The organism is Desulfonatronum lacustre DSM 10312, assembly GCF_000519265.1.
GTDB lineage: Bacteria > Desulfobacterota > Desulfovibrionia > Desulfovibrionales > Desulfonatronaceae > Desulfonatronum > Desulfonatronum lacustre.
Genome location: NZ_KI912608.1, coordinates 528,235 through 555,107 on the forward strand (window position 1 = coordinate 528,235; position 26,873 = coordinate 555,107).

At 60.0% G+C, this 26,873-nt stretch carries 24 protein-coding genes; 12 read left to right on the forward strand and 12 right to left on the reverse strand.

Annotation, left to right across the window (positions count from 1 at the left end):
- Positions 1 to 103 precede the first annotated feature (103 nt).
- The 4 genes from DESLA_RS0102430 to DESLA_RS0102445 form a co-directional block, all read right to left on the reverse strand.
- On the reverse strand, positions 104 to 1,570 hold the full coding sequence (locus tag DESLA_RS0102430) for an SLC13 family permease (protein WP_028571247.1): 1,467 nt from the start codon (positions 1,568 to 1,570) through the stop codon (positions 104 to 106).
- A gap of 75 nt (positions 1,571 to 1,645) precedes the next feature.
- Complete coding sequence (locus DESLA_RS0102435) at positions 1,646 to 2,215, reverse strand: CBS domain-containing protein (protein WP_028571248.1); 570 nt, start codon at positions 2,213 to 2,215, stop codon at positions 1,646 to 1,648.
- Positions 2,216 to 2,347: 132 nt separating this feature from the next.
- The gene (locus tag DESLA_RS0102440; protein WP_028571249.1) at positions 2,348 to 2,728 is read right to left on the reverse strand and encodes a response regulator; all 381 of its coding nucleotides are present in this window, start codon (positions 2,726 to 2,728) and stop codon (positions 2,348 to 2,350) included.
- 282 nt (positions 2,729 to 3,010) lie between these two features.
- Positions 3,011 to 3,385 carry a dinitrogenase iron-molybdenum cofactor biosynthesis protein gene (locus DESLA_RS0102445; RefSeq protein WP_156932840.1) on the reverse strand — a complete coding sequence of 125 codons (375 nt, stop codon included), beginning with the start codon at positions 3,383 to 3,385 and terminating at the stop codon, positions 3,011 to 3,013.
- Positions 3,386 to 3,647: 262 nt separating this feature from the next.
- Here DESLA_RS0102445 and DESLA_RS0102450 point away from each other — a divergent pair, with 262 nt between their 5' ends.
- The 8 genes from DESLA_RS0102450 (at position 3,648) to DESLA_RS0102490 (ending at position 13,007) form a co-directional block, all read left to right on the forward strand.
- Positions 3,648 to 4,223 carry a TetR/AcrR family transcriptional regulator gene (locus DESLA_RS0102450; RefSeq protein WP_028571251.1) on the forward strand — a complete coding sequence of 192 codons (576 nt, stop codon included), beginning with the start codon at positions 3,648 to 3,650 and terminating at the stop codon, positions 4,221 to 4,223.
- A 19-nt stretch (positions 4,224 to 4,242) separates the two neighbouring features.
- Positions 4,243 to 4,629 carry a response regulator gene (locus DESLA_RS18275; RefSeq protein WP_035261256.1) on the forward strand — a complete coding sequence of 129 codons (387 nt, stop codon included), beginning with the start codon at positions 4,243 to 4,245 and terminating at the stop codon, positions 4,627 to 4,629.
- A 68-nt stretch (positions 4,630 to 4,697) separates the two neighbouring features.
- A complete protein-coding gene (locus DESLA_RS0102460; RefSeq protein WP_028571252.1) occupies positions 4,698 to 5,978 on the forward strand; it encodes a sulfite exporter TauE/SafE family protein in 1,281 nt (426 codons plus the stop codon).
- A gap of 2 nt (positions 5,979 to 5,980) precedes the next feature.
- On the forward strand, positions 5,981 to 6,706 hold the full coding sequence (locus DESLA_RS0102465) for a hypothetical protein (RefSeq protein ID WP_051434309.1): 726 nt from the start codon (positions 5,981 to 5,983) through the stop codon (positions 6,704 to 6,706).
- Between the two features lie 272 nt (positions 6,707 to 6,978).
- Complete coding sequence (locus tag DESLA_RS18280; RefSeq protein WP_035261259.1) at positions 6,979 to 9,633, forward strand: PEP/pyruvate-binding domain-containing protein; 2,655 nt, start codon at positions 6,979 to 6,981, stop codon at positions 9,631 to 9,633.
- A gap of 9 nt (positions 9,634 to 9,642) precedes the next feature.
- The gene (locus tag DESLA_RS0102480) at positions 9,643 to 10,899 is read left to right on the forward strand and encodes a response regulator (protein WP_028571254.1); all 1,257 of its coding nucleotides are present in this window, start codon (positions 9,643 to 9,645) and stop codon (positions 10,897 to 10,899) included.
- Positions 10,889 to 12,661: a sensor histidine kinase gene (locus DESLA_RS18285; protein ID WP_035262250.1), complete on the forward strand. Its 1,773-nt coding sequence runs from the start codon at positions 10,889 to 10,891 to the stop codon at positions 12,659 to 12,661. The genes DESLA_RS0102480 and DESLA_RS18285 overlap by 11 nt, the downstream gene beginning before the upstream one ends.
- Positions 12,639 to 13,007 carry a response regulator gene (locus DESLA_RS0102490; protein WP_028571255.1) on the forward strand — a complete coding sequence of 123 codons (369 nt, stop codon included), beginning with the start codon at positions 12,639 to 12,641 and terminating at the stop codon, positions 13,005 to 13,007. The genes DESLA_RS18285 and DESLA_RS0102490 overlap by 23 nt, the downstream gene beginning before the upstream one ends.
- Before the next feature lies 1 nt (position 13,008).
- Here the strand turns inward: DESLA_RS0102490 and DESLA_RS0102495 are convergent, their stop codons facing one another.
- Positions 13,009 to 14,229, reverse strand: coding sequence for a response regulator (locus DESLA_RS0102495; RefSeq protein ID WP_028571256.1), 1,221 nt, complete (start codon positions 14,227 to 14,229; stop codon positions 13,009 to 13,011).
- Between the two features lie 54 nt (positions 14,230 to 14,283).
- Positions 14,284 to 16,143 carry an SLC13 family permease gene (locus DESLA_RS0102500; RefSeq protein WP_028571257.1) on the reverse strand — a complete coding sequence of 620 codons (1,860 nt, stop codon included), beginning with the start codon at positions 16,141 to 16,143 and terminating at the stop codon, positions 14,284 to 14,286.
- 277 nt (positions 16,144 to 16,420) lie between these two features.
- Here DESLA_RS0102500 and DESLA_RS21390 point away from each other — a divergent pair, with 277 nt between their 5' ends.
- Complete coding sequence (locus tag DESLA_RS21390) at positions 16,421 to 17,110, forward strand: sensor histidine kinase (protein ID WP_051434310.1); 690 nt, start codon at positions 16,421 to 16,423, stop codon at positions 17,108 to 17,110.
- Positions 17,111 to 17,116: 6 nt separating this feature from the next.
- Here the strand turns inward: DESLA_RS21390 and DESLA_RS0102510 are convergent, their stop codons facing one another.
- The 5 genes from DESLA_RS0102510 to DESLA_RS18300 all read right to left on the reverse strand — a co-directional run bounded on the left by DESLA_RS0102510 (position 17,117) and on the right by DESLA_RS18300 (position 22,174).
- Positions 17,117 to 19,723 (reverse strand): PEP/pyruvate-binding domain-containing protein, encoded by a 2,607-nt coding sequence (locus DESLA_RS0102510; protein ID WP_084031829.1) that lies wholly within the window; start codon positions 19,721 to 19,723, stop codon positions 17,117 to 17,119.
- Between the two features lie 44 nt (positions 19,724 to 19,767).
- On the reverse strand, positions 19,768 to 20,160 hold the full coding sequence (locus tag DESLA_RS18295; protein ID WP_035261263.1) for a response regulator: 393 nt from the start codon (positions 20,158 to 20,160) through the stop codon (positions 19,768 to 19,770).
- Complete coding sequence (locus DESLA_RS0102520; RefSeq protein WP_051434311.1) at positions 20,157 to 20,567, reverse strand: response regulator; 411 nt, start codon at positions 20,565 to 20,567, stop codon at positions 20,157 to 20,159. Before DESLA_RS0102520 ends, DESLA_RS18295 begins: the two co-directional genes overlap by 4 nt.
- A gap of 10 nt (positions 20,568 to 20,577) precedes the next feature.
- Entirely contained in the window at positions 20,578 to 21,009 is a 432-nt protein-coding gene (locus DESLA_RS0102525) for a response regulator (protein WP_028571260.1), read from the reverse strand.
- Between the two features lie 139 nt (positions 21,010 to 21,148).
- Positions 21,149 to 22,174 (reverse strand): sensor histidine kinase, encoded by a 1,026-nt coding sequence (locus tag DESLA_RS18300; RefSeq protein ID WP_051434312.1) that lies wholly within the window; start codon positions 22,172 to 22,174, stop codon positions 21,149 to 21,151.
- A 293-nt stretch (positions 22,175 to 22,467) separates the two neighbouring features.
- Between DESLA_RS18300 and DESLA_RS0102540 the strand changes: the two genes are divergently transcribed.
- Both DESLA_RS0102540 and DESLA_RS0102545 read left to right on the forward strand, forming a co-directional pair.
- Entirely contained in the window at positions 22,468 to 23,964 is a 1,497-nt protein-coding gene (locus DESLA_RS0102540; RefSeq protein ID WP_051434313.1) for a sigma-54 interaction domain-containing protein, read from the forward strand.
- 36 nt (positions 23,965 to 24,000) lie between these two features.
- Complete coding sequence (locus DESLA_RS0102545; protein WP_028571262.1) at positions 24,001 to 24,384, forward strand: response regulator; 384 nt, start codon at positions 24,001 to 24,003, stop codon at positions 24,382 to 24,384.
- A gap of 96 nt (positions 24,385 to 24,480) precedes the next feature.
- On the opposite strand, the gene DESLA_RS0102550 is transcribed toward DESLA_RS0102545, so the two are convergent.
- Positions 24,481 to 26,073 (reverse strand): FMN-binding glutamate synthase family protein, encoded by a 1,593-nt coding sequence (locus DESLA_RS0102550; protein WP_028571263.1) that lies wholly within the window; start codon positions 26,071 to 26,073, stop codon positions 24,481 to 24,483.
- Positions 26,074 to 26,448: 375 nt separating this feature from the next.
- Here DESLA_RS0102550 and rnk point away from each other — a divergent pair, with 375 nt between their 5' ends.
- Entirely contained in the window at positions 26,449 to 26,862 is a 414-nt protein-coding gene (rnk, locus tag DESLA_RS0102555) for a nucleoside diphosphate kinase regulator (RefSeq protein WP_028571264.1), read from the forward strand.
- Positions 26,863 to 26,873 lie beyond the last annotated feature (11 nt).

Here is a 26,873-nt window from a genome sequence, read left to right on the forward strand (position 1 = left end):
CGAGAGTCTGTGCCAGGGACGAGAGAAAGGGGCGGGAAAGGGAAGAGCGTCTCCCGGTCCGTTTTTCGGACCGGGAGACGCAAATGGAGGGACTATTGGGCGGCTATTGGGCGAGCACCGGCATGCCAAGCAACGGCCAGATCAGCAGTACGGCCAGGGCCACCAGGGCCATGAGCAGGATCGAGGCCGGGATGCCGGCGGCGAAGAACTCGCCGCTGGTGAACTGCTTGGAGTTGTAGGCGATGGCATTGGGCGCCGCGCCCACCAGGAGCAGGAAGGGCATGCCCGCGGTGATCAGGCACGCGAAGACCACGACTTCCGGAGCCATGCCGAGATAGGGAGCGACCACCAGGGCCACGGGCATGGAGATGGCGATGGCGGCCACGTTCATGATGAAGTTGGTCATGACCATCACGAAGAAGGCCATGGCCAGGATAAAGACGAACCAGTGGGCGTTCTGGAAAAAGCTCAGCCAGTTGATGGCCAGCCACTCGGCGGCCCCGGTCTGCCAGAGGCAGAAGCCCATGCTCATGGCCCCGGAAAAGAGCAGAACGATGTTCCAGGGGATGTCTTCCAGATCCTTGATGTCCAGGATCTTCAGGATGAAGAAGAGGACCGTGGAGACCAGGAGTACCGCGGCCTTGTTGAACTGGGCCAGGACCGGGATAAAGGATTGCAGGGACAGGAAGACGATGACCGAGAGAATGATGGACCCGGAGATGATTTCATTGCGGGTGATGGGGCCCATTTCCCGGCTGAGCTGCCTGGCCTTTTCCCGTAGACCGACGATGCTGGATTTTTCCGGCTTGAAGAGGACCATGATCAGCCCCCAGAGCATGAAGACCATCAGCCAGCCCACCGGGGCCATGTAGTAGGTCAACTCGAAAAAGGTGATCTCGTTGCCGGTGATCTCGTTGTAAAACCCCAAGGCCACGATGCCACGGGCCGCGCCGAGCAGGGTGATGATGCTGCCCGCGCCGGCGATGAAGGCCATGCCGATGAACAGCCCCTTTCCGAACTTGGTGGGCCGGTCGCCCTCGCCGTACAGGGCGTAGATGGACAGCAACAGAGGATACATGGTGGCGGCCACCGCGGTGTGGGCCATGACGTGGGTCAGCAAAGCCGTGACCACGAAACATCCCAGGTAGATCATGGAGGTGCGCTCGCCCACGATGGAGAGCATTTTGTAAGCCATCCGCTTGGTGATGCCCACCTTGGTGAAGACCATGCCGATGACAAGGGACCCGAAGATGAACAGCACCGAGGGGTCCATGAAGTCCTTGAAGGCCGCGCTGGCCGGACGGATGAAGAACAGAGCCTGGACCACGCCGATGGTCAGGCCGGTGATGCCGATGGGCAGGACCTCGAACACCCACCAGGTCCCGGCCAGCAGGAACAAGGCTATAGCGGCTTTGCCTTCCGTGGACAGAACGAAGGTCTTACCCATGGGGTCCACGGCGTCGGGCCAGGGCGGGGCGTAGTAGACCACGGTAAACAGAAACATGCCGAGAAAGAGAAAAAACAGCCGCTTGAAATCGATCTTGGATGGCGTTGCCTGTATGGTGCTCACGATTTTTGCTCCTTGAGAAATGTGAGGTGGATTCTGATTCTGAACGGTCACCGGTGACATGTCGCGACACGGCGGCTATGCCGTGGGCGCTTTGAGGCCGCAGGCCTGAACGACCTCGCGGATGGCTGCATAGAGATCGGAAAAGCGCAGCAGGCCGACGACGGCGTCGTTTTCCACGACGAACAGGGAATTACGGCGGGAAGTGACGAAGATGTGCAGGATATTGTCCATCTTTTCGTCGATGTTCACGGTCTGGTTCGGCTCCGGTTTATTCATGAAGGTTTCCACCCGCACTTCCGCGGCCTTGCGGCACAGATCGTCCAGCGGTTCCTGCCACAGCCGCAATTCCTCCTTCATGGACTGGACGACCTGGGGCACGCCGTAGCGGATGTCGTCGCTGAGACTGTCGACCCGGTCGTACTTGGGCTCCAGCCCCCGGACCACGTCCATGGGAGTGATCTTGCCGATGACCCTTCCCCTTTCGTCCTCCACCAGTAAAATGCGTTGTCTGATTTTTCCGGACTGAAATGCTTCATCGGCTTTTTGCAGAGCCAGCATGGCTTCATGGAAAAAGGACCGGCCGGAAATGCGTGGAAATTGGTCTACCGGACGCATCAGTTCGCGAATGGTAAATGTGGTGTTCACTCGTTTATCCTCCTTGGTTACGTCGTCGTTCTCGCCTCGGCGGCGGGTTACTGGTTTTGCAGCTCGCTCGCCCGCGATGAGCGCAAAATCGATCGCTTTCCATAGCCGCTTTTCAGAAATCCTTTTCCGGAATCAGGGAGGTTTCGTGCGTCTGGCTCTTTGCGACGCGGCCCGCCTGATTTTCGCGCAGAGCAAATCGATGTCGTAAGGCACCGGGACATCGTCAAAAGCTCCCATTTTCATCCCCTCAATGGCGTAATGCAGACAGTCCGGGGGCGTCATCAGGATCACCCTGGTCTTGGGGCTTGTCGCGAGGATGATCCGCAGAAACTCCAATGCCTCGCGCCCGACTCCCTCCAAACCAAGCAGAGCCACGTCCACGGCGCATTCTTCCAGTATGCGCGTTACGCTCGCCCTGGTTTGCCCCGCGCGCACCGTGAAACCCCGTTGGCGCAGATGATGGGTCAGATTGTCGCGAACGAGATGATCGGTCTCGATAACAAGTAGGCACATTGATTCTCCCTTGACCGGCGGCTCCCGAAACGAGGCCGGACAGCGACCTCGTGAGCGCGGATCTCCTGAATGAACGTCACCAAAGGCGCTTGGCCGTCATTCGGATACAATGAGTTGAGCAAATCATGTGCCAGATGTAACAAGCAATGATATCAATAGGATAATAAGGAGTGGCGGGCGATGAGTGCGAAGATGAATTAAAATGAATTAAAATGAATCAACCAGGGTGTTTCTAGTTGAAACAATTTGAGGCGAGAGGGGAGGAGGAGGGAGGGAGTTCTGTCAGGCCGGACGCTGGATGTCTCCGGGCTGGAGGTGGGTCTCCAGGCAACGGCGGATGGCCCACTGGTAGTCGCCGATGACGGAATCGACGACCCGGACATCTTTCCAGGTCAGGTAATCGTAGTATTCCTGTTCGATTCCGCCGCAGATGAGCACGGTGATCTTTTCGGTAAGAATCAAGCGGCAAAGGTCCTCGGCCGACGGATGCGGCAGGACCAGGGTTTTTTCCATGATTTTGCTTCCGTCGGGAGCGAACTCGGCGATGAACAACCCTAGAGCCAAATCGAAACGAGGGGCCACGTCGTCCTCATGCAGGACGACCATGATTTTTCGGGGCTTGGCAATGCTGCCTGGCTTGGAGTTCTTGCGTTTCATGGGCGGTTTCCAATGGCCCGAAGGGCCTGGGAGGATTGGGGGAAGGGGGGATTGCTCGGCTGAGCCAGCCCGTTCTTACCTTTGAGCGATGATTTCGACAAGCCGAGGGGGCGTCGCTGATGTCGGCCAAATCTTTCTTTGGGCATCCGCTCGGAGAGTTTTGATGCTTGACAAGATTTTTTGAAATCGATAAGGCCGAATCGAACTGACCGAGTACTCACTCGGGAGCTTGTTCAAAATTTATCAAATCAAGGAGCTCACCGTGTCCTATCGCATCGAAATCCTGAACGCGGCCTCAAAGCTGTTCGCCGAGCGCGGCTTCAAGGATACGTCCATCGCCGATCTCTCCAAGCTCAGCGGGGCCGCGGAGGGGACTATTTTCCACCACTTCAAGAACAAGGAAGGCATCCTGATCGAGCTGCTGATCAAGGTGAAGAAGGACACCCTGCGGGAAGTTTCGGAGAACATCGAAAAGCAGGGAACCGGCATGGAACTGGTGGAGCGCGCGGTGCACCAGTTTTTCACGCTCTCGGAAACCATGGAGTTCGAATTTTTGCTTTTGTTCCGCAACTATCCCTATCAACTCGCGGCCGTGAACCCGGATTGCCGCAAGTGCATCGAGGAAATCTACAACTGTTTCCTGGAGCTGTTCATCGAAGGCATCGAAAAGGGCCGGCAAGATGGCACCATCCGGGACTGCAAGCCGTTTCGTACGGCGGTCATTCTTTTCGCTCTGGTGGTGGGCATCGTTCGGTTCAAGTTGTTCAACCTCTATCCCGTGGAGTCCTTTTACGCCGAGATCATGGACTCCTGTCGCAAGATGCTGGAACCGCGCTGAACAGACACGAGGAGGCGTCATGCACATTCTCTTGATCGACGACGAACGGACTTTTCTGGAAACCATCATCACGCGGCTGCGGCTGCGCGGCATCGCGGCCGAGGGCGTGGATTCCGGGGAGAAGGCGTTGGAAGCCATGCGGGGCAAAGCATTTGACGCCGTGGTCTTGGACGTGAGCATGCCGGGCATGGACGGGGTGGCCACGTTGCGGGAGTTGAAGCGCATCAATTCCGAGGTTCCCGTGATCATGCTCACCGGGCACGCCACGCTGGAAACCGCGGATCAAGGCATGGATCTGGGGGCGTTCGACTACATGATGAAGCCCTGTCCCATCGATGAACTGCTGGACAAGGTCTCCGAAGCGATCCGGAGCCGCGGCGAAGGGGGTGAGGCAAGACCAGGATAACCAACACGCTCGCTCTGTTCGGGGATCGTCCACCTTACTCTGAACTTCTTCCCTGGAGGAATTTAAAAATGCGATTTTTCAGAAACCTGGCCGCGATGATGCATCTCGGGGCCGTCCAATACGCCAAGTGGGACTATGAAACGTCCATGAACATTCTCAGGAGCAGGAAGCGGATGTTCATTCTGATGCTTCTGCTTATTCCCTGTGCCATCGGCGTGGGGTTGTCCCACGCGGATCTGCCGGAAATGCTGGGCGGGAAGTATTCCTACATGCCCAGCTTCTACTCCCCCTTCATCTTCTACATTTCGATCCTGATCGGCATGTTCGCCGGCCTGATCACCGGGTGCATCGGCGCGGGCGGCGGCTTCATCATCACCCCGGCCCTGATGAGCGCCGGGATCAAGGGCATTCTGGCCGTGGGCACGGACCTGTTCCATATCTTCGCCAAGGCGATCATGGGCACCGTGATCCACAGGAAGTTGGGCAACGTCTCCGTGGCCCTGGCCGTGGCTTTTCTTGTGGGCGCGGGCGTGGGCGTGACCGGCGGCGGCGTGGTCAACCGGACCTTGTATGAAATCAACCCGATCCTCAGCGACACATTCATCAGCGTGATGTTCGTGGTGCTGCTGGGTTTTTTGGGCACCTACGCCATGCTGGACTTCCTGCGGGCGCGCAAGGTGGACATCGTTGACGTGCACGGCGGCAGCGGCGGTCATGGGGCGCACGGCTCCGAACCCACCGGACCGGGTATGGCCGCGAAGATCCAGGCCATGAAGATTCCGCCGATGATCACCTTTGACCAGGATCTGGTCCCCGGCGGCAAGCAGCTTTCCGCCTGGTTCGTGGCCATCTGCGGCGTGGTGGTCGGCTTTGTCTCCGCGATCATGGGCGTGGGCGGCGGCTTCCTGACCTTCCCCATCTTCGTCTACCTGATGGGCGTGTCCTCTTTCACCACCATCGGCACGGACATCCTGCAGATCATCTTCACCGCCGGCTACGCTTCCATCGCCCAGTACGCCATCTACGGGTTCATCTTCTACACCCTGGCCATGGGCATGCTGCTGGGCTCGCTGATCGGCATCCAGATCGGAGCCATGACCACCAAGGTGGTCAAGGGGATCTACATTCGCGGTTTTTACGCCACGACCATCCTGGGCGGGTTCATCAACCGGCTGTTCGTGTTGCCGGAAAAGATGGGCGACATGGGCTATCTGAACATTTCTCCGGGCATGGGCAAGGCGCTCAGCGCCACGGGTAATGTTTTGTTCTTCATCATTATCGGCATCTTCGCCGCGTGGGTCTTCTATATGTTCTTTACGAACATGAAGACCCTGAAAGGGGAGGAATAGTCATGATCAACAAGAAGGAATTGAACATCGGACTGTTTCTGTGCGCCAGTTTTTTCATCATCTTCGGAGTGATGTGGTCGCCGTTGTTTCCGGGTCTGGAAAACGACAAGGTCAATGCTTTCCATGCCGCGGACAATCTGTTCAACTCCATTTCCAAGGGCTCGGCCTACTTCATGGAACAGATGGAAGAGAAAAATGAAGCGTTCCTGGGTAAGACATTCAAGGCCAGCCTCGACGTGGGCAACGAGCGTCGGGCCGTGATGGCCCAAGCCGTGCTTCAGTCCGCGCGGGCAGGAGTCTCCCCGGACGGGGCCACCGTGCATGTGGAGGGAGACCTGGGGCTGATCGTCCAGGCCGCGATCACGGACTCCCGGGATATGTTCCACAACGACGGTCAACGGGTCGGAGCCCGGTACGGCTACGGCGAGGCCGACGCCCGGGAATTGATGTATGTCTGGTATCGGCTGTTCAAGGACTTGGAAAACGAGATGAACCACCAGGAACGTTTCGCGGATGCGAAACACGTGGCCGAGGTGATTTCCAAGTCCGTGGAAGTGGGCTACAATTTTTACGGCATCGTCCCCGAAAGCGCCCGCTCCAAGGCCGGCATCCTGACTTTCAGCTTGGTCTTTTACGTCATCTACACCCTGTGGTGGGGCATGGCCATCCTGTATATGTTCGAAGGGATCGGCATGAAGATGAAGGCCGGGAAGAAGAAGGAAGTGTAGGACGTGGGTTCAATGGTTCAGGGGTTCGCGGTTCAACGGTTGCCGTGGACCCCTGGACCGGAAACCTTCACGCTATCTTTTCACTGCTGATGCATTGCCGTATGCGAAATCGAAATCGAAATCGAATTCCAAAAGGAATGCAAATCATCTTTTCATTCCATCATCCTCATTATATGATTTTCGATTTCGATCCCGATTTCGATCTCGATTTCGATTTCGATCTCGATACATGGGATGCCCCAGAGCACGCTTACCGCTGAACCCCTCCCCCCATGACCGCACTGCTCATCCACATCAAACGCCTGTTCAACCGGACTCCGGAGATCGACGAGGTCGAGGCCGCGGCGGTGAGCGCGCTGTTCAAGGGCAAGTACAATTCCTTCAAGCGGCTTTTGGAAGCCAACAACCAGGCTTTGCGGGTGATGACCGAGCTGGATCAGACCCTGAAGGGCATGCACAGCTTCGGCATGGTCTTTGTGCGGTCCCGGTGTACGGCGGTTACGGTGGACGTCTATTCCATCGTCAAGAATCTCCGGGAATTGGCGGGTGGCGGATACGCGGATCTGGAGCCGGCCTTCCGGAAGATCCGCGCTGATATCCGCGAGATCCTGGAGCGACGTCGCGTGAGTCCGGTCACGGACCTTGTCCTGGACCTGGAGGCGGTGGACAAGGAAATGGCCGACGCCGTGGGCGGCAAGATGGCCAATCTCGGTGAAATTCTGAAGCGCTTCCCGGATTTGCGTATTCCCCACGGGTTTGTGGTCACCGCCGCCGGGTACGAGCGGTTCATGGCCCACACCACGCTGCAAAAGGAGATCGACCGTCGACTTCAGTCCACGGAAATGGACGACCCTTCGGCTCTGTACCGGGTCAGCTCGGAGATCCAGTTGGCGATCATCAATGCCGAAATTCCCGAGGATCTGCGCCGGGCCATTGAGGCGGCGTATGTCCGGCTGGAGGCGCGGACTCGTGGCGGGGTCAAGGTTTCCCTGCGTTCCAGCGCGGTGGGGGAGGACGCCTCCGGAGCGTCCTTCGCGGGCCAGTACCGGTCCGAGCTGAACGTCAATCCAAACAACCTGCTGGCTTCATTCAAGGAAATTTTGGCTGGAAAGTATTCCGTGACCGCCATTTCCTACCGTTTGAACCGGGGCATCAAGGACGAGGACGTGCCCATGTGCGTGGGGTGCATGGCCATGGTGGACGCTCGTGCCGGAGGAGTGGCCTATTCCCGCAGTCCGACGGACATTCGGGCGGACGCGTTGCTGATCAACGCCGTGCCCGGCCTGCCCAAGGCCGTGGTGGACGGCAGCGTGACTCCGGACCTGTGGGTCGTCTCCCGGACCGATCCGGAGCGGATACTGAAGGAAGTGGTGGCGGAGAAGACGGAAAAATTTCAATGCCTGCCCGAGGAAGGCGTGACCCGCGTGGATCTTGATCCGGCCGAAGGACGTCTTCCCTCCTTGGACCGGGCCATGGTCGTCCAGGTGGCCCGGGCGACCAGACGGCTGGAAGAAGGGTTTCAGACTCCGGTGGACGTGGAATGGGTGCTGGACGAAGAGGGCCGTCTGGTGATCGTGCAGTGCCGCCCGTTGATGCAGTTGCCGCAAGAGGGGGGCGCGGAAAGCGTTGCCCCGAATGAAGCTGTGACCGGCGAAACAGCGCCGGATGACGTGGTGCTTCAGGGCGGGGATACGGCCAGTCCCGGCATTGCCGCCGGGCCGGTCTTCGTGGTCCGGGCCAACGACGATATGCTGCGGTTTCCAACGGGCGCGGTCCTGGTGGCCGTCCAGGCCCATCCCCGCTGGGCCACGCTGCTGCCCCGGGCCGCGGCCGTGATCACCGAAACCGGAGGCATCACCGGGCATCTGGCCAACGTGGCCCGGGAGTTCGGGGTTCCGGCGTTGTTCAACGTCCCCGAGGCAACGCGAAAACTCGGGACCGGGGACGAGGTCACCCTGGACGCGGACATGCGTCGGGTGCATTCCGGCCGAGTGAAACGGCTTTTGGCCCAGCAACGACCTCGCAAGGGACTGATGGAAGGGACCCCGGTCCATGAGACCTTGAAGGAGGTGGTCCGGCTGATCACGCCGCTGAACCTGACCGATCCGGCCGGACGGGATTTCAAGGCCGGGAATTGTCGGACCCTGCATGACATCACCCGCTTTTGTCATGAAATGAGCGTCCGGGAGATGTTCTCCTTTGGACAGGAGACGGCCCTGGTCCGGCGGGCCGGCAAGCGTCTGGTGGTGGACGTGCCCATGCAGTGGTGGGTGCTGGACCTGGAGGACGGGTTCCGGGAACCGGTGGTCGGTCCGCACGTGCATATCTCCAATATCGTGTCCTTGCCCATGCAGGCGCTGTGGGCCGGGATCACGGCCAAGCCCTGGGCCGGGCCTCCGGCCGTGGACGGCAGGGGGTTCATGTCCGTGATGTTGCAGGCCGCCTCCAACCCGAACCTCAACGCCGACGGGGCCTCGGAGTACGCCCAGCGCAATTACTTCATGATTTCGAAATATTTCTGCAATCTGACCTCCAGGATGGGCTTTCATTTCTCCACGGTGGAGACCCTGGCGGGCGACCCGGCCTATGAGAACTACGCCCGGTTTTCATTCAAGGGCGGAGCCGCGGATCTGCGGCGACGGGTCATGCGCACCCGGTTCATCGCGTCCGTGCTGGAGGAGCAAGGCTTTGAAATCGAGTCCCACGAGGACATGCTCATCGCCCGGATCAGCGGCCGCCCCCTGGAGGAAACATTGGCGGCTTTGCGGATTCTCGGTTATCTGACCATCCATACCCGGCAGCTGGACATGATTATGCTCAATCCGGACCAGGTGTCCTATTACCGGACCATGCTGTGCGCGGACATCGGGGGCATGGTCCAAAACGGGAAATGCATTTTGGAACAGACATCGGACCTCCAACAATAAGGTGCGGCCATGGGCATTATCAGTATTTTTCACGGGTGCTTCTGTCACGAAGGGGAGGTCGTCGCGCTGGTTGCCGAACGGGTCGGCGCGGTGGTGCTGGACGATCCGAAACTGCTGGAGCTGACCCAGACCCGGTTCGGGGTGCAGGCCCTGGCCCTGGAGCGGTCCTTGTTCCAGGGGAAGCGGACGGGGGCCTTTCTCGCCGTTGAAAAGCGGCATCATCTGGCCATGGTCCGCCGGACCCTGGCGGACAAACTGGTGGACCTGGAACAGGACAAGATTCTCTGTTCGGGTTTTCTGGCGCACCTGGTGCCCCGTTCCGTGAACCACGTCTTTCACGTCTGCCTGATCGCGGAGTTCGGATATCGGGTGGACCGGACCATGGCCGATCTGAAGCTTTCCCTGGACCTGGCTCGGGAGCGGGTAGCCGGGGACGACCGTGTTCGGGCGACCTGGACCGAGGAACTGCTCCGCAAGGAGCCCTGGGACCATACATTGTACGATCTGGTCCTGCCCATGGACCGCAAAAGCGTGGAGGAAGCCGCGGACGCCATCGTAGAGCACTCCCGCAAGGATCTGCTGCAACCCGACGATCTGTCCCGCGAGGCGTTGCGGGATTTTCAGCTCCAGGCCGCGGTGGAACTGGCCCTGGCCGAAGAAGGGCACGCGGGGCAGGTCAAGGCGGAGAGCGGCCGGGTCGAGCTGCTCATCACCCAGAACGTGATCATGCTTTCCAAGCTGGAAGAGGAACTGCGGGACATCGCAATCCGGGTCCCTGGGGTCGAGGAAGTGATCATCAACCTGAGTCCGGAATTCTACCAAAAGACCATGTATCGACAACATCAGCCCGAAAAACGGAATAAATTGTTGCTGGTGGATGACGAACGGGAGTTCGTGCATACCTTGTCCGAGCGGCTTTTGATGCGGGAAATCGGCTCCGCGGTGGTGTATGACGGGGAGCAAGCCCTGGCCTTCGTGGAGGAGGACGAGCCGGACGTGATGGTCTTGGACCTGAAAATGCCCGGAATCGACGGTTTGGAGGTTCTGCGCCGGGTCAAGGCGGCCCATCCCCAGGTCCAGGTGATCATCCTCACCGGCCACGGTTCCAAGGAGGATGAACGCAACTGCCTGGACGCCGGAGCCTTCGCCTACCTGCAAAAACCGGTGGACATCGACGTCCTGACCCGACTCCTGGAACAGGCTCGCGTCCGGGAAGAGGAACAGCCCCGGACGACACATCCGGGTGAGCATGAAAATGGCGCGTAACGCCCTCGTCGCGCTGTGGGAGCGCTTCAAGCCGGCGTTCTGGGACGCCGCCGATCCTCCGGAGCCCGAGGCCGGGGGAGGAGGATTCAACTATCGGCGGATCTGGAAACTGGTCGTGCTGCTGGTAACCACGGTGTCCGTGGTGCCGCTGCTGTTGATCACGTTCATGGACTACAACCTGAACCGCAGGGCCATGCAGGCGGATTTCGTCTATCCGATCAACAGCCTGCTTTCCAACACCAAGCTGAGTCTCTCCTCGTTTCTTCAGCAACGCCGGGCTGTGTTGGAATTCATCATCGCCGAGCATTCGTTCGAAGATCTTTCGGACGAGTTTTTTCTCCATGAACTCTACCACAACATGAAGGCGGCTTTCGGCGGATTCGTTGATGTCGGTCTGATCGACGGACAGGGAAAACAACTGGCCTATGTCGGACCGTTCGATCTGAAGGGCAAGGATTATTCAGAACAGGACTGGTTTACCGAAGTCATGGATCGACGGGTGTTCATCAGCGACGTTTTTCTGGGGTTTCGGGACGTGCCGCATTTTGTGATCGCCGTGAAACGGATCTGCTACGACGGCACGATCATGATTCTTCGAGCGACCATCGACACGGAACAGTTCTTCAATCTGGTGCAGTCCTTGAACCTGCGAGCCACGACGGACGCGTTTCTGGTCAATCGGCAAGGCGTGCTGCAAACCCCCAGCTTTTCTCACGGCGATGTGTTGAGCGAGATTCCGTATCCCGTACCTCCGTACTCGGAGGTTCCGGTCATTCTTGAAATCGATGACACACGCCGAAACCCCGCGTACCTGGGGTACGTTTACGTGGAAAATACGCCGTTCATCTTCATGGTCGTCAAGCAGCAACAGGAAATGATGCGCAACTGGTGGCGGTTGCGCTTGGAAATGCTTGGTTTCCTGTTGATCAGCGTGACCTGTATCGTTGCGGTCATTCTGACCTCGGCCACCATGTTGGTACGGCGAATTTACGACGCGGACATGAAGCGTTCCATCGCCTTGCACACCATGGAGCACACCAACAAGATGGCCTCCATCGGTCGTTTGGCCGCGGGGGTGGCTCATGAAATCAACAATCCGTTGGCCGTAATCAATGAAAAGGCCGGTTTGATCAAGGATCTCTTTTCCTTTTCGGACAAGTACGGCCAGGACAAGAAGCTGTTGTCGCTGGTGGACTCCATTCTCGGGTCCGTGGAGCGCTGCAGCGCCATCACCCATCGGCTGCTGGGCTTTGCCCGGCATGTGGACGTGCAGTGGGAGCGGGTGGACGTGGTCCAAACGGTCCGGGACGTCCTGGGCTTTCTGGACAAGGAGGCCCAGTACCGGGCCATCGAGGTCAGCCTGGACGTTCCGGAAATTGTTCCGGAGATCGTCACGGACAAGGGTCAGTTGCAGCAGGTGCTGCTGAACATCGTGAACAACGCTTTTGCCGCGGTTCGGGACGGTGGACGGATCGCCATTGTCCTGAGCGTCCCCGAATCTTCAGAGGTCCGGATCGCCATCACGGATAACGGGTGCGGCATTTCCCCGGAAAACATGAAGCGGATCTTCGAACCCTTCTTTTCCACCAAGCCGAAACACGGCACGGGGTTGGGGCTGTCCATCACCTACGGACTTGTCAAAAAACTGGGCGGGATGATCGAGGTTCAGAGCGAGCTGGGTCTGGGGACCACGTTTACGATAACCCTGCCGGTGACTCACGCTCAAAAGGAGGAGGAAGGTGCGAATTCTGCTTGTGGATGATGAACTGGAGCTTGTTTCCGCCTTGGCCGAACGGCTGGCGATCCGGGGCATCGCCGCGGACTATGCCACCACCGGAGACCAGGCCCTGCGTTTGGCCGGAGAAAATGACTACGATCTGGCCGTGCTGGACGTGAAGATGCCTCACGTGAGCGGTTTGGAACTGTGGGATCGGCTCCACGTTTTGCATCCGCGAATGCGTTGCATCTTTCTGACCGGGCACACCTCGGAGCGGGACTTTCAGGCCGGAACCCGGGCCGGGGCGCTGTATCTGCTCAAGCCGTTGAAAATCGAGGTGCTGATTCAAAATATTCGCAAATTGTTGGAGAGCCGGGGGGAGGGAGGGTGACTCACCCCTTCCCTCGTTCGCTGTCCAACGTGGCGTAGGCCCGGCGGATGGTTTCGGTGAGTTCCCTGAAGTCCACGGGCTTTTGCAGGCAGGCGAAGGCCCCGTGGTTCAGGCAGGCTTGAAAATCTTCCTCGTTGCCCGTACCGGAAAGGATGATCACCGGCACCCGGGGGTGGCCTTGGCGAATGATGCGCAGGACGTCCATGCCGTGGATTTCAGGCATTTTCAAATCCAGGAGGATCACTTCGGGCTCGTCTTCCTCGACCACCCGCAGGGCCTGTTCCCCGCTGGTGACCACGGCCGCGCCCATTTCACGCATTTTGAGCCGTTCGGACAGCGTCACGGCGAAATCCCGCTCGTCGTCCACCACCAGCACCTTGGCCGGGTTTTCAAAGTCAAAAGGGCGGTAGACGTCGGTCCGGTAGAGGTCCGGGCCCATCCTGATCTCCAGGGGGGCGTCCCCGGCCTCATCCCGGACGATGGCCCGCAATTCTTCTTCCAGGCGTTCCGGCCGGATCACGTTCATGTCCACGCGAAGCTCGATCCGGCCCTGTTTGACGTCCGCCCGGAACACATGACCTTTGACGGCCAGGGCCGCTTCGACTCCGGCGGCCAGGGCGAAGTCCGTTGCCGCCTGGGAGGATTCCTGGGTGGGCAGGGTCACGGCGCGCCGGGCCCGGTCCTGGATCAGATCCGCGGCGTCCTGGGGCGAGGTCGCGTCCATGGGGATCAGGATGTCGCAGGGCGAGGCGCGTGCGGGGTCTCTCTGGGCCAGATACTCGGTCCAGCGGGTTCTGGCCTCGTCTTCCTGGGCGATCAACTTGGCCAGAGCCTTGGGGTCCAGGTGGTGGGACCGGGCCGCGGTCCGAAGCCGAAATGCCTCGTCAGCGGTCAGGCAGACCTTGAGCACATGGGTCATGGTCTTGGGAACCAGGGAGCCGGCCAGGCCCAGAAGCAGCAGGTCGTCCTCAAGCAGGTGTCGGGCAACCACGGCCTTGTAGCAGCTCACGCAGCGTTCCCGTTCCCGGGTGAAGGCGTTGAACACGGACGGTTTGCCGAACAGAGAGCGGTAGAACTTGTTTTCCGACAGGTTGTAGGTGGAGGCGGCTTCGGCGATGATCCGGCGGTCTTCCAGGATCTTCAGGGAGAGGGCCTCGGCAACGGCGTGGGCCACTTCCTGTTCCTGGCAGTAGGCGGGGCTGTATATGGTCAGGATGGGCATGGAGCGACCTCGCGGCTGTCCGTTGAACAGCTGAATAAGGATTTTTCAACACAGTTAAAAGAGCAGGTTGAGCACCGTCAAGGAGACGACCAGGAAGAGCACGGTCATGATCCCCCCGGCGCGCAGGAAGTCGGCGTTGCGGTAGCCGCCGGGTCCCATGATCAGGGCGTTGACCTGGTGCGTGGGGATCAGGAAGGAGTTGGACGTACTGATGGCCACGGTCAGGGCGAACATGGCCGGATCGGCTCCGGCCAGCACGGCGATGTTCACGGCCAGGGGCACCAGCAGAACCGTGGCTCCCACGTTGGACATCAGCAGGGTGAAGACCGTGCTGAGCACGGCCACCGCGGCCTGGAGCACCCAGACCGGCACGTCGCCCAGCAGGTTGATGGTCTGCACCGCGATCCAGGCCGCCGTGCCCGTGGTTTCCACGGCCAAGCCCAGGGGAATCAGGCTGGCCAGCAGGAAGACCGACTGCCAGCTCACGCTTTTGTAAGCCTCATCCATGGTCAGCACGCCGCTGACGATCATGGCCGCGGCCCCGGCCATCAGGGAGACGGACAAGCGCAGGTCGCTGAACAGCACCAGCCCCAGGGTGATCAGCGAAATGGCCAGGGCGTGGGGCATCTTTTCGTGCAGGATCACCTCGTGGGGAAAGTTGGAGGTGACCACCACGAAGTCCGGGTTCTTCTCCAGGGCAGCCAGGTCTTCCCAGAGGCTGTGCAGGACCAACGTGTCTCCGGATTGCAAAGGCAGGTCCCGCAGGTTGCCGCGGATCACCTTGCCTCCTCGGTTCACTGCCAGGACCGAGATGCCGTGGGTCTTGCGCATCCGGACGTCCTGGAACGTCTTGCCGATCAGGTTGGAACGCGGCGGGACGACCACCTCGGAAATTCCGGCCTGGGACGCGGAAAGCACTTCGGCGAAGTGGGTGAGCATGCCCGAGCATTGCAGGTCCATCTCCTGGCAGACGTCGCCGATGTCCTTGCGCGCGCCGAGCAGGCCTATCTGGGAACCGGCCTGGATGACGATGTCGTGGGCCGGCGCGATGCGCAGATCCCGGCTTTGGTACAGGCCGATGACGGCGACCCGGTTGCCGAACAGGCTTTCGGCGTCGGCCACGGTCTTACCGTCCAAAAGGCTGCCGGCAAAGACGTGGATTTCGAAGATGTCCCCTTCCAGGCCGTACAACCGGCGGAAGTACTCCACCGTGGAAACCTCTTGGTCCTGCCCTTTTTGGGCCGGCAGGACGAAGGGCCCCAGGAGCACGAAATAGATGATGCCGGTCAGAATCAGAGCGACGCCCACCGGTGTCACGTCGAAGATGGCGAAGGTGCGCATGGGGGCCACGCCTTCGGGCAGCATCCGATTGGAGGTGGCGATCAGATCATTGAGCAGGATCAGCGGGCTGGAGCCGATCATGGTCAGGGTCCCGCCGAGAATGGCGCAAAAGCCCATGGGCATCAGCAGGCGGGACATGGGCAGGCCGGTTCGCATGGCGATGCGCTTGATCACGGACATGAACAGGGCCGCCGCGCCCACGTTCTGCATGAACCCGGAGACCACGCCCACGGTTCCGGAGATGACCGGCACGATCCGGCGTTCGGTCTGTCCGCCGACGCGCAGGATCAGGGAAGCCAGCTTGTTCATCAGGCCTGTTTTGTCCAGGGCCTTGCCCAGAATGATCACGGCGATGATGGAGATCACCGCGTTGCTGGCGAAGCCCCGGAACAACTGGTCGCCGGGGACCAGGGCGGGCACGCCGGGGATCAGGCCCATGACGCCCAGGATCATCATGATGGTCACCGCGGCCACGTCCACCCGGACCACTTCGGAGATGAACAGGACGACGGTCAAACCGAGAATACCCAGGACCCAAAGCATTTCCGGAGTCAATGGAATCGTTTCAGCCATGCGCTCCCCGCTTGTTGAAGATGATTCGCTTCATTGGCCGATCTTTCCAGCGGCGATCCGGGCCGTGATCCCGGGCCATTGGCGGGCGGTCCGGGCTGGAAGGAGCTCTTCCTGTAGCTCATGGTCCGGGACGTGTCGACCTGATCTCGATTAGCGGCGCTTTTGTTTGGTTCAGGGTGGAGATGTCGATGATGGGGTCACGGCACTTTTCAGTCAGTCCGGGGATAAGCGCGGGATGCAGACCGATGGACAACTTCTTTCCACAAAGCGAGGGCACATGCAGCGCGAGGAATGGAAACGGCTTTATCGTCAGGAACTCGGGTTTTTCGCGGCGATTTCGGCCAGCGTTACTCATGAAATCAAGAACCATCTGGCGATTATCAACGAACAAAACGGGTTGCTGGGAGACATGCTGGCCATGGACGCCGATGATGGTCCAGCCTACCGAAAGCGCCTGGGCAAGGTGGTCCAGGACGTGGCCGATCAGGTGATCAAGGCGGACGGGGTGGTCCGGCGCTTCAACACCTTTGCCCATACGGCCGACAGTCCGGTTGGGGCCGTGGACGTCGCGGACTTTCTGAAGCTGTTTGGAGAGATATCCGCGAGGCTGGCGCGGCGCAAGGGGGCGACCGTGCTCGTGGAACCGGGTGCTGAATGCGTAACCATCCGGACCAGACCCTTTGAACTGCTCCATTTGCTGTTTTGCGCGATGAACGTTCTGCTTGGTTCCGGAACCTCCAAGGGGGCTTTGAGGCTCCGGCTGGAGTCTGATTCTGAGGGGATCCGCGTTCGGATGTCCGGGAACGGGGGCAATGGGGCTGCCGGGGCGCAAGCTTCCGACCCGGCCCTGGCTCTGCTTCTTCAGCGTCTCCAGGCCCGTCTGGTCTTGGCTTCCGACGGGACGGGCCTCACGCTGGGTTTGCCGATGGAACTCGTTGAAGACCGAGAAAAGACCAGAATCTCTTGATCCCACTCACGATAGCGGATCGTCGAAGTCGAGATTCCAGGGGGCTTTCGGGCGTTGGACAAACCCGATCAGCGCACCGAGAAAGGCCGCGCGACGGCGCAGTTCCGACGGATCGTGCCCCGTGGACCAAGCGCACAAGCCGTCCGGGGCGTGGTCCACAAAGAAGCCGCGAACCCGGATCGTTTCGACCACGACGTTTTGCACGTCCGGGAGCGGGGTCCAGGGAGGGAACCACTGCCAGAGGAAGCTCAAGGCGTTGCGGGTTGGTGATGCCTCATGGATCTGAATGGTAAACAGGGCGCGTTCCAGTGAGAGGTTGAGCAGGGTCGTGCTTCCGGAAAGGATGAATATCCGCGGGCGGGGTGCTGAAAGCGGGCGGACCGCGGCCCGCAGGCGGCGAATGAACCGGAAGAGGCGGAACTGGCGGGGAGAATTGGCGTAAAGGGTCCAGTCCGCTCGGGCGATGCCCGTCCAGACGGCGTTGAGCACTGGATGCAAAACAGGATGGAACGCCGACGCTTGAGTCTCCAGGGAAGAGGGACGGCCCACCTGCTTTTCCAGGCGCGGATCGTCCAGGTCCAGGACCCACCAATTCAGCGGATGAGGGACCGCCAGGTGGTGGAGCAGGCCGGGCGCATGAGACAGCTTCAGGATTTGGCGGCAAGCGAGCAGTCGACTGGCCTGGGCCGCGTCCCGGAGACTCCGAACGTTTTCCGGCATGATGCGCGGGGCCAAAGGGTTGACCCGGCTCAAGGGAGCCGCTTGGCTCAGTATCGTGGCCAGGGTCGCGTGGGCGGGGGTTGCCGATTGAGCGGGATGTGGAGTGGAATGATTCAGGGAGCTGCTCCCGCGAGGGAGCGCGACCTGTGGCGAAGGGGGAGCGAGGACGTTGCGGTTGGTCGCGTCGACGACGACATCTTGTCCGCTTTGCAGCAGGGTCGTGGCGTTGTGGACGCCGCAGAGCACGGGAATCTGAAATTCACGGGCAATGGAGGCCAGATGGCTGAACTCCCCGCCTGTTTCGACCACCACCGCGGCGACGTAGGGCACAACCCCGGACCAGCGCCGCAAGGGGCGGGCGACGACCAGGACTGATCCTTCCGGGACGTGCAGCAGGTCGTTGTTGGTGCGCGCGACGAAGACCCGCCCGGCGCCCAGGCCCGGACAAGCCGACTCGGTTCCTTGAGCCAGAAGGGGCTCCTCGTTGGCGGATGGGGCTGGGGATGGTCGAGGGAGCGACGATGGGCCTGGCGCTCCGGAAGAGGATGCATGGCGAACATGCCGGAGCTGCTGGATAAAAAAATCACCGTCCTTGGACAGTGCCCACTCCATGCATAACGGACCGCCGCAATGGGCTTCCAGCTCCATGCCCAGCCGGGCCACGTCCACAATCCGCTCATCCTCCAACGCGGGCTGGTCGCGCATCGAGGGCGGGTTGGCCAGGAGGGAAACCCCTTCCTCAGCGAGAAACGCCGTGAATTTTTGCGGTTTATCGACAATCCGCCGGGCGATGATGCGTGACGACTCGCGAGACACTTCCCATTCGTCCGGCTGGACATAGCCCTCGAAAACAGCCTTGGCCAGGCCGGGGACCGCGAGGACATGCACCAAGGTGGACGCCGACGATGCGGAATGCCGGGTGACGACCTGCCCGGCGGCCATGGTGTCCACCATGGCCGAGCAGACCACGGCCATGGGCTGGTCCTCGACCCGCAATCCTCGAATTCGGCGGTGGCTCATGGCCGCCGGGCCATATTGGGAAGCCAGGACCTCCTTGTAGGCCATGAGCAGCAGGTCTTCGCCCACATTGACTTCGATGCGGTGCTGCCCGGTGAACGAGCGTTCCGGGGGGGCTTCTCCGACGCAGCTGGGGCGCAGGACGACGCGCACGCCGCGATGTCCGGCGGCGGATTCCAGCTCGCGGTACGCTGCCCGGACCGCCGTTTGCAATCGATCCGGCAGCGGGGCGGTGATGATGCGTTGTTGCAGTTCCGAGCTGAGCCGCAACTGATCCACCAACGTGGCGCTTTCGTGGATTTGCAAAAGCCGGTTGAGTTCGTCCGCCAAACCCTGGTGGGCCATGAACAGCCGGTATGCCTCGGCGGTGATCACGAATCCGTCCGGAACACGCCACCCTGAAAGGCTCGAACGCGGGCGAAGTCGGCGAACGTTCCCCAGCAAGGCCGCCTTGTATCCCACGGTCAGGGCGTTATCCGCGTTCACCAGGGCAAGGGGAACGACCAACTCCGGATCTTCCGACGGCCCCGGAGGCGCGGTGGCGATGTGGATGGTTTGAGCCAAGATCCGGAACGGTCCCTCAATATCGCTCACATCCCGCGTGCTCATTTCCCGGACCGAGCGCAACATGGCGAAGATCGAAACGCACATGCGGGTGCTCTGGACCCGCAGGGTGGTCATGGTCGGCGGGGAGGCGTCTCGCGAGGCGAGTTCGCACACCGCGACGCGGCTCAGGAATTCGGTATCCGCGTTGGCGAGACGGTCCCAGGCCTGCCGCAGTCCGGGCAGATTCTCTACGCTACGGGATATGGCCTCTTCCCGTTTGCGGGTGGACGTGGGCAATTGCTCAAGGAGCCTGGATAGCGTGGAGGGCATGGTCGGGGGCGGAGCCGGGAGGTCGAAAGCGCAGGGACGACGGATCAGGCTTGGGAGAAGTCCGAGCGGGCATCGGAGAGCACGGCCTCGTTGATTTTGGACAGAATTTCGTCCAGGTTGCCGGGCTTCATCAGGTAGTCCAACGCACCGAGGCGCTGGGCTGTTTGGGCGGACTCCAGAGAAGCGTATCCCGTGAGAACGACAACCTGGGTGGCGGGGTGGCTCTGCTTCAGCATTTGGAGCATGTCCAAGCCGTCCATGTCTTGCAGGCGCAGGTCCAGGAGCACCACGTCCGCGGGGTCCTCGGCCATCATTTCCAGGGCCGCCCAGCCTTTTTGGACCCCGCGGACGGTGAAATTGCGCTTTTGCAGTCGTTTGACCAGGGGAACTCGGAAATCTTCCTGGTCGTCCACCACCAGTACGTTGGTCCGCTTCACGCGGCTTGCGTCCCTGGATGGCGCGCCAGGGCGCCGATTTTGTTCAGCAGTTCGTCCAGGTCACATGGTTTCATCAGGTAATCCGCTGCTCCCAGGGCCAGACCTTCCCTGGCGGCCTGTTCCGATCCGTGTCCGGTCAAAATGATCACCGGCATGGCCGGGTCCAGGATCTTGAATATCTTCAACACCTCGATGCCGTCCAAGTCCTCCATTTTCAGATCCAGTACGGCGACGTCATAGGATCCTCCGCGCAGGGCGCGAACGCCTTCTTTGCCGGAGAGGACGGAGGTTACGGCAACGTCGCGCCGACGCAGACGCTTGGTCAGTACGTCGACGAAGCCCTGTTCGTCGTCCACCAGCAGAACGTGAAGGGCCGCCAAGGGAGAGGTCCGGGAAGCGGTGGGCATGAACTCGAAATCAAGCTCGTCGATGCATGACTTCCCTGGCTTCGGCCTCGCGGATCTTTTCTTCCCGCTCGCGCTTGATCCGTTCGGCTTTTTTGACCTTTTCCACCAAGTCGTCGATTTCCGCCGGTTTCATCAGGTAGTCGAAAGCACCCAGCTTCATGCCGTCAATGGCCGACTCCACGGTTCCATGGCCGGTGAGCATGATCACCTCGACCAAGGGGAAGCGGCTCTTGATTTCCTTGAGCGTTGCGATCCCGTCCATGCCGGGCATTTTCACGTCCAGGACCGCGATGTCGATGTCGTGGTGCTTGTCCAGTTGATCCAGGGCCTCTTGTCCGCTGTAGGCGGTGAAGATTTCAAAGTCCCGCTTGGACAACCGTTTGACCATGGTGTCCACGAATGGAACTTCATCGTCCACGAGAAGAATCTTTGCCAGTGACATGTGCAGCCTCCGGGGTTGGTTGTTCAAAGGGTGAGACGAAGGTCTCCGTTTCCGGCGTCGGCGTGGGATTGACGCACGGTAAATTTTTCACAAAGAAGTCCGGTGTGGTTTTGAAGCGGCCGTGCTTTTTTGTCCGTGATCATGTCCTCGCGCTTTCGGCAACTTTCCGCTCTTTTGAGTCCTTGGTCAAGGGGAGACGGATGGTGATGGTCGTGCCGACGTTGACCTGGCTGGCTACGGTGATGTCGCCGCCCATGTTTTTGACGATGGTGTAGCAGATGGAAAGTCCTAGGCCTGTGCCCTTGCCCACTGGTTTCGTGGTGAAGAAGGGATCGAAAATCCGGGAAAGGTTGGCTTTGGGAATGCCCATGCCCGTGTCCGCGACGGCGACCTCGGCCATGTCTGCGACGGTGTGGGTGGTGACGGTGATCGTCCCCCCCCTGCCTTCCAAGGCGTCCAGGGCGTTGTTGAACAGGTTCAGAAGAACCTGCTGTATTTCCGAAGCTGAAGCCGTGATGGGCGGCAGGTCGTCGGCCAGGTGCAGTTCGATGCGGGCGTTGGCGTAACGGGCGTGATTTTCGGACAAGGCGCCGACGTCCCGGATCATGGCGTTAAGATGCACCTCCTGCATCCGTAGGTCCGACTTGCGGGCGAAGCTGAGCATCTTGTGGGTGATATCCTTGCAGCGGGCGCCCTGGGTTCGGATTTGGCCCAACGCCCGGCGTAACTCGTCGAAGTTTCGGGAGTTGGCCATCTCGGCGTCTTCTTGCAGCAGGTCCTCCATCCATCCGGCCTCTTCGACCATGATCGCCACCGGGTTGTTGATTTCATGGGCGATGCCAGCGGCCAGTTCGCCGATGGAGGCCATTTTCCCGGCTTCGATGAACTGTTCGCTCATGGTCTCCATGACCAGTGACTCGCGCAGTGCCTCACTGGCCATGCAGCGGCGCAAAAAGACCATCGCCGCGCCGATGCCGAACAGGCCGAGGCCGAGGAGTCCGGCCAGAATGACGCGCAGGGGGTAGCTTTCAGGAGCCAGGATGGCGGGCGGGGAGGATGTAAGGCTGAACCAGAATACCGTCATGGCGGCCAAGTAGGGCAGGGCGGCGAGACCGACGGCCATGAGCACGGTTAGGGAGCGGTATCTGGAAGCGTGTTCGGACATGGGCCGTTTCCTGGGATTCATCCTTGCAAGTCAGCTATGGTTGCCTTTATCCTTGACTGGTGTTTTGTTCAAGTGGCTGGTGTCTTGGTATTCATAACCAATCTGTTCTTATCACAATCCACGTCGCGATCGGAATCGAAATCGGAAAATGCTATGCATCACCTCGTGATTACACCATCTTTATTGGACATGACGTTCGATTGCGATGACGATTTCGATTTCGATACCGATTCAAGTAGCGGGTAGGGATTGAGAACAAAATTGCCCTGTCTTGTTATTCATGGAGTCTTGATTTGTCTGAAATACATGGGTTGTTTTCCCGGGCGGTTTCGTTTCAGGGATTGTTGGATGAAATTCCGCTGGGAGCGATGATTTTGGATCGGGAGCGACGGATCGTGGCCGTGAACCGGGCCATGGAAGCGTTGACCGGTTTTGATCGACTGGATGCCCGCGGAATCCGTTGCGCGCATATTTTGCGCAACGCGGTGTGCATTGAGAACTGTCCGGTGGAACGGGAGCGGTTTGACCAGGAGACGGCGCCCTGTTGTCTGGATGGAAACGTCGTCAACCGGGATCGCAAGAAAATTCCGGTTCGGATCACCGTGACTCCGTTGACGGACGTGGGGGGTGGGTGCTGTGGGTATCTGGAAACCGTTGAAAACATCCGACACTCAGGAGAATGGTCCTGGAAGGCCGAGCATGCCGCCCGCTTCGGACACCTGATCGGAAACAGTCCCCAAATGGAGCGCATCTTCCAGATCCTGCCCATGATCGGGCAGACGGACTCCTCCGTGCTGATCACCGGGGAGACCGGGACAGGAAAGGACATCATCGCGGAAGCCATCCATCTGGCCTCGGACCGGGCCAAGGGCGCGTTCATCAAGGTCAACTGCGGGGCCCTGCCGGAAACGCTTCTGGAATCCGAACTGTTCGGCCATCAAAAAGGAGCCTTTACCGGAGCCACGGAAAGCAAGCCCGGACGGTTCAAGCTGGCTCACAACGGCACCTTGTTCCTTACGGAAATCGGGGATCTGCCACTGGGGTTGCAAACCAAGCTTTTGACCTTTCTGGACGACAAGACCGTTTTTCCTTTGGGCAGCGGCCAGGGAACCAAGGTCAACGTCCGAATCGTCGCCGCGACCCTTCGAGATCTGGAAACAATGGTCCGGTCCGGACAATTCCGCAGCGACCTGCTTTTTCGGCTGAACGTGATCCGCATCCATCTGCCCCCGCTGCGCGAACGCGAGGGCGACGTGCGGCGGCTTCTGGACCAGTTCCTGCGCACCTTTGCCATGCAGGCCAACAAGACCATCTCGGGGTTTTCCCAGGAAGCCCTGGACGTTCTGCTGGACTACGATTATCCGGGTAATGTCCGGGAGTTGAAGAATATCGTGGAATATGCCGCGACCTTCTGTTTTACGGAAACGGTCCAGCGCGCCCATCTGCCGGACTACCTGCTTCGGGAAGGACGTCCCGAGCCCGAATTCTCCTCCAGCCTGGTCGCTGCTCGCAAGAGCCAACAAAACTTCCTCGACGAGGTTCGACCCGGCCCGAACGATCATTTATGGGATGAAACAGGGCAAGAGCGAGGAAATTCTTCCATACCGACCGATCCACCGAGCGTTCCACTGGGCGTCTCAATGGGCTCGACCTGGAAGGACATGGAAAAGCAGATGATCCTGGAAGCGTTGCGGCAGGCCAAGGGCAAGCGCGGCCAAGCCGCGGACGCACTGGGCTGGGGGCGGAGCACTTTGTGGCGGAAAATGAAGCTGTTGGGGCTGGATACCTGAAGCGCTGAAGCGGCCACTCGTAAGGAGAACAAAGGCATGGAAAACGTCAGAATGCTGCTGGTGGACGACGAGGCGGATTTTTTATCCACCATCATCAAGCGTTTGAAACACCGCGGTTACGACGTACACGGGGCCGCCGGAGGAGACGAGGCCCTGGAACTGCTCCAACGCCTCGAAATGGACGTAGTGGTCTTGGACGTGAAGATGCCAGGCCGGGACGGCCTGAACCTGCTCCAGGAAATCAAGGGCCGCTGGCCCCTGGTGGAGGTGATCATGCTCACCGGACATGCCTCCGTGGAGTCCGGAATCCGAGGCATGGAACTCGGAGCCTTCGACTACCTGATGAAACCCGCCAAACTGGACGAACTGCTCCAAAAAGTCCGGCAGGCGGTGGAGCGGAAGCAGTTGCGGGAGGGGTAGCACATTGTGAAGACATGGTAATAGTGGTGAAGAGGGGGCAAAAAAAGGGCGCACCGTGGTGCGCCCTTTTGTGTTTCGTTTTGGAGGAAGCGTTTCTCAGCTGTTCAAAATCTCCATGGCCTCATCCAGATACGCGTCCATGACGTAGGGGATGCCGGTGAGTTTGGCGCATTCCTCGGTCAGGGACATCAGTTCGTTGCGGGTAATGGACGGGAGGTTGAAGCAGCGGGCTCCGGCCATGAGTTGTTGCAGGCCGACCCTGATCCGGTCGCAGTAGCTGTAGATGCCCACCGCGCCCAGGGGGATGTTGGGCATTTCGTCCGCGCCTACCAAGTCCTTGACCTTGGAATAGTCGGTGAAGATTTCCTCCGGGGTGGTCCCGTAGGCCGAGACGGTCTTGGGCAGATCCTTTTCGATCATCCATTTGGCGATGTTTTTGCCCACCATGCCCGGGATCATCAGGGCCCGGCCCATACAGACCGCCTTGGTGTACGGAGCACCCAGGGCCAATGCCTTGAAAATGCCGTCCTCGCTGGAAAAGGCCCCGGCAAAGGCCAGGTCGGGCACGCGCAGACCGCGTCCTTCCAGGTGCTTGGCGAATTTGTAGGCTGCCGTGTGCAGGTACAGGCTGGGCACGCCCCATTCGGCCATCATCCGCCAGGGGCTCATGCCCGTGCCGCCGGGCGCGCCGTCGATGGTCAGCAGATCGATTTCCGCCTTGCTGCTCCAGCGCATGGCCAGGGCCAGTTCGCGCATGCCGTAGGCCCCGGTCTTCAGGGTGATCCGCTTGTAGCCCAGCTTTCGCAACCGCTGGACCTCGGCCATGAAGGACTCCTCGGAAATGAAGCCCAGCCGACTGTGCCGCTCGAACTCCTTGATGCCGCCGGAGTTGAAGGCCGCCTGATTGACCGGGTCGGATGGGTCCGGGGTGACGATGTAGCCCCGGCGTTGCAGTTCCAGAGCCCGTTCCAGGCTGTGGACCATGATCTCCCCGCCGATGGACTTGGCGCCCTGACCCCATTTCAGTTCGATGGACTCCTGGCCGTGCTTGTCGATCAGGTATTCGGCCACGCCGAGTCGGCCGTCCTCCACGTTCATCTGGACCAGCATCTCGCCGAATCCGCGGTGATAGCGGCGATAAACATCGATGCGCCGGTCCATTTCCGGGGACTTGACGACCATGTTCTGGCTGTTCAGCTCCAGGCCGGGGTCGATGCCGCAGACGTTCTCGCCGCAGACCAGGCTGATGCCGCTGATGGCCGCGCCCATGGCGAAATGCTCCCAGTTGGCCCGGGCGATTTCCGTGGAACCCAGCGCTCCGGTGAAAATCGGCACTTCCATGGCGGTCTTGGAGTTCCAGCCGTATTCGGTGCGGGTGTCCACCTTGGGAAACAGGGCCGTATCCGGTCCGGGCTCCACGCCTTCGGGCATGCCCTTGGCGCCCATGGCGTAGCCCTGGATGTTCAGATGGGAATAGTCCAGGGGATAGTCCTTGTCCCCGCCGGCCGTGACCTTGCCGAACGGTCCGGGATAGATCACTTCGCGGCCGCGAAACGTGGACTTGAAGATTTCACAATTGCCCCGGCAACCGTCCACGCAGCGGGTACATATCCCGCTCATGGCCACGACGCTCTTGGAGCGGTTGAAGCTCTGGGTGGCTTCGTTGGCATTGGGTTTGTTCAGGTTCATGTTTTCCTCCGAAAAAAGACATTAGTGCGGACAAGCCCGGATTGACTACATTATTGTAGGGAGGAAAGGCAAGGGGGCAGGCCCATTTTGTTCTCGGAAAAATCGCTATAATTTCAGATTCGTAGGATGATGGGTGTCCAGGGGATAACGCCTTGGGTGGACTAGAAAACACCGAAATCGTGATCGAAATCGATTTCTGGTATCTTTCCGATTTCGATAGCGATTTCGATTTCGATCCAGAGCGCCTACGGCCAGGGAGCAAATCTGCCTGGGCAAGGGGGAGAGGTAGTCTCCTTCGGCTTGCCTTTTCCAGAAATATGGGCTTGATGACCTTTGCCTGCGTACAACACCCATTCTGATCAACGAGAGGAAATCGTGCGGAAAAAACCAAATATCATCGTGTCGTCAGTGGATGCCAAGCGACTGGAGACGTTGCTGGACTCCCTTTCATCGAACTCGTTTCCAGGCATGGCCGAACTGGAGGCGGAACTGGAGCGGGCCGAGATCGTCGCGCCGGAGGAGGTTCCCGGGACAGTGGTAACCATGAATTCCACGGTGAAGTTTCGGGTGGAACCCTCCGGAGAGGAGTTCGTCATGACCTTGGTCTATCCGGGCAGCGAGGATTCCCAGGGGCAAAAGATATCCATTCTGGCCCCGGTGGGTAGTGCGTTGTTGGGTTTGACCCAGGGGGATGAAATCGAATGGCCGCGACCCGGCGGCGGGATGATGCGGGTTTCCATCGTGGACGTGATCTACCAGCCCGAGCGTTCCGGAGATTATCGCATGTAGCGAATCAGGGC

Bases quoted from the DNA above. Each gene is read 5' to 3' on its own strand.
- DESLA_RS18280 (WP_035261259.1), top strand. From the start codon at position 6,979: ATGACCGCACTGCTCATCCACATCAAACGCCTGTTCAACCGGACTCCG.
- DESLA_RS0102460 (WP_028571252.1), top strand. From the start codon at position 4,698: ATGCGATTTTTCAGAAACCTGGCCGCGATGATGCATCTCGGGGCCGTC.
- DESLA_RS18285 (WP_035262250.1), top strand. From the start codon at position 10,889: ATGGCGCGTAACGCCCTCGTCGCGCTGTGGGAGCGCTTCAAGCCGGCG.
- DESLA_RS0102525 (WP_028571260.1), bottom strand. From the start codon at position 21,009: ATGTCACTGGCAAAGATTCTTCTCGTGGACGATGAAGTTCCATTCGTG.
- DESLA_RS21390 (WP_051434310.1), top strand. From the start codon at position 16,421: ATGCAGCGCGAGGAATGGAAACGGCTTTATCGTCAGGAACTCGGGTTT.
- DESLA_RS0102550 (WP_028571263.1), bottom strand. From the start codon at position 26,073: ATGAACCTGAACAAACCCAATGCCAACGAAGCCACCCAGAGCTTCAAC.
- DESLA_RS0102545 (WP_028571262.1), top strand. From the start codon at position 24,001: ATGGAAAACGTCAGAATGCTGCTGGTGGACGACGAGGCGGATTTTTTA.
- DESLA_RS0102495 (WP_028571256.1), bottom strand. From the start codon at position 14,229: ATGCCCATCCTGACCATATACAGCCCCGCCTACTGCCAGGAACAGGAA.
- DESLA_RS0102520 (WP_051434311.1), bottom strand. From the start codon at position 20,567: ATGCCCACCGCTTCCCGGACCTCTCCCTTGGCGGCCCTTCACGTTCTG.
- DESLA_RS0102465 (WP_051434309.1), top strand. From the start codon at position 5,981: ATGATCAACAAGAAGGAATTGAACATCGGACTGTTTCTGTGCGCCAGT.
- DESLA_RS0102445 (WP_156932840.1), bottom strand. From the start codon at position 3,385: ATGAAACGCAAGAACTCCAAGCCAGGCAGCATTGCCAAGCCCCGAAAA.
- DESLA_RS0102480 (WP_028571254.1), top strand. From the start codon at position 9,643: ATGGGCATTATCAGTATTTTTCACGGGTGCTTCTGTCACGAAGGGGAG.
- DESLA_RS0102510 (WP_084031829.1), bottom strand. From the start codon at position 19,723: ATGCCCTCCACGCTATCCAGGCTCCTTGAGCAATTGCCCACGTCCACC.
- DESLA_RS0102440 (WP_028571249.1), bottom strand. From the start codon at position 2,728: ATGTGCCTACTTGTTATCGAGACCGATCATCTCGTTCGCGACAATCTG.
- DESLA_RS18275 (WP_035261256.1), top strand. From the start codon at position 4,243: ATGCACATTCTCTTGATCGACGACGAACGGACTTTTCTGGAAACCATC.
- DESLA_RS18300 (WP_051434312.1), bottom strand. From the start codon at position 22,174: ATGTCCGAACACGCTTCCAGATACCGCTCCCTAACCGTGCTCATGGCC.
- DESLA_RS0102500 (WP_028571257.1), bottom strand. From the start codon at position 16,143: ATGGCTGAAACGATTCCATTGACTCCGGAAATGCTTTGGGTCCTGGGT.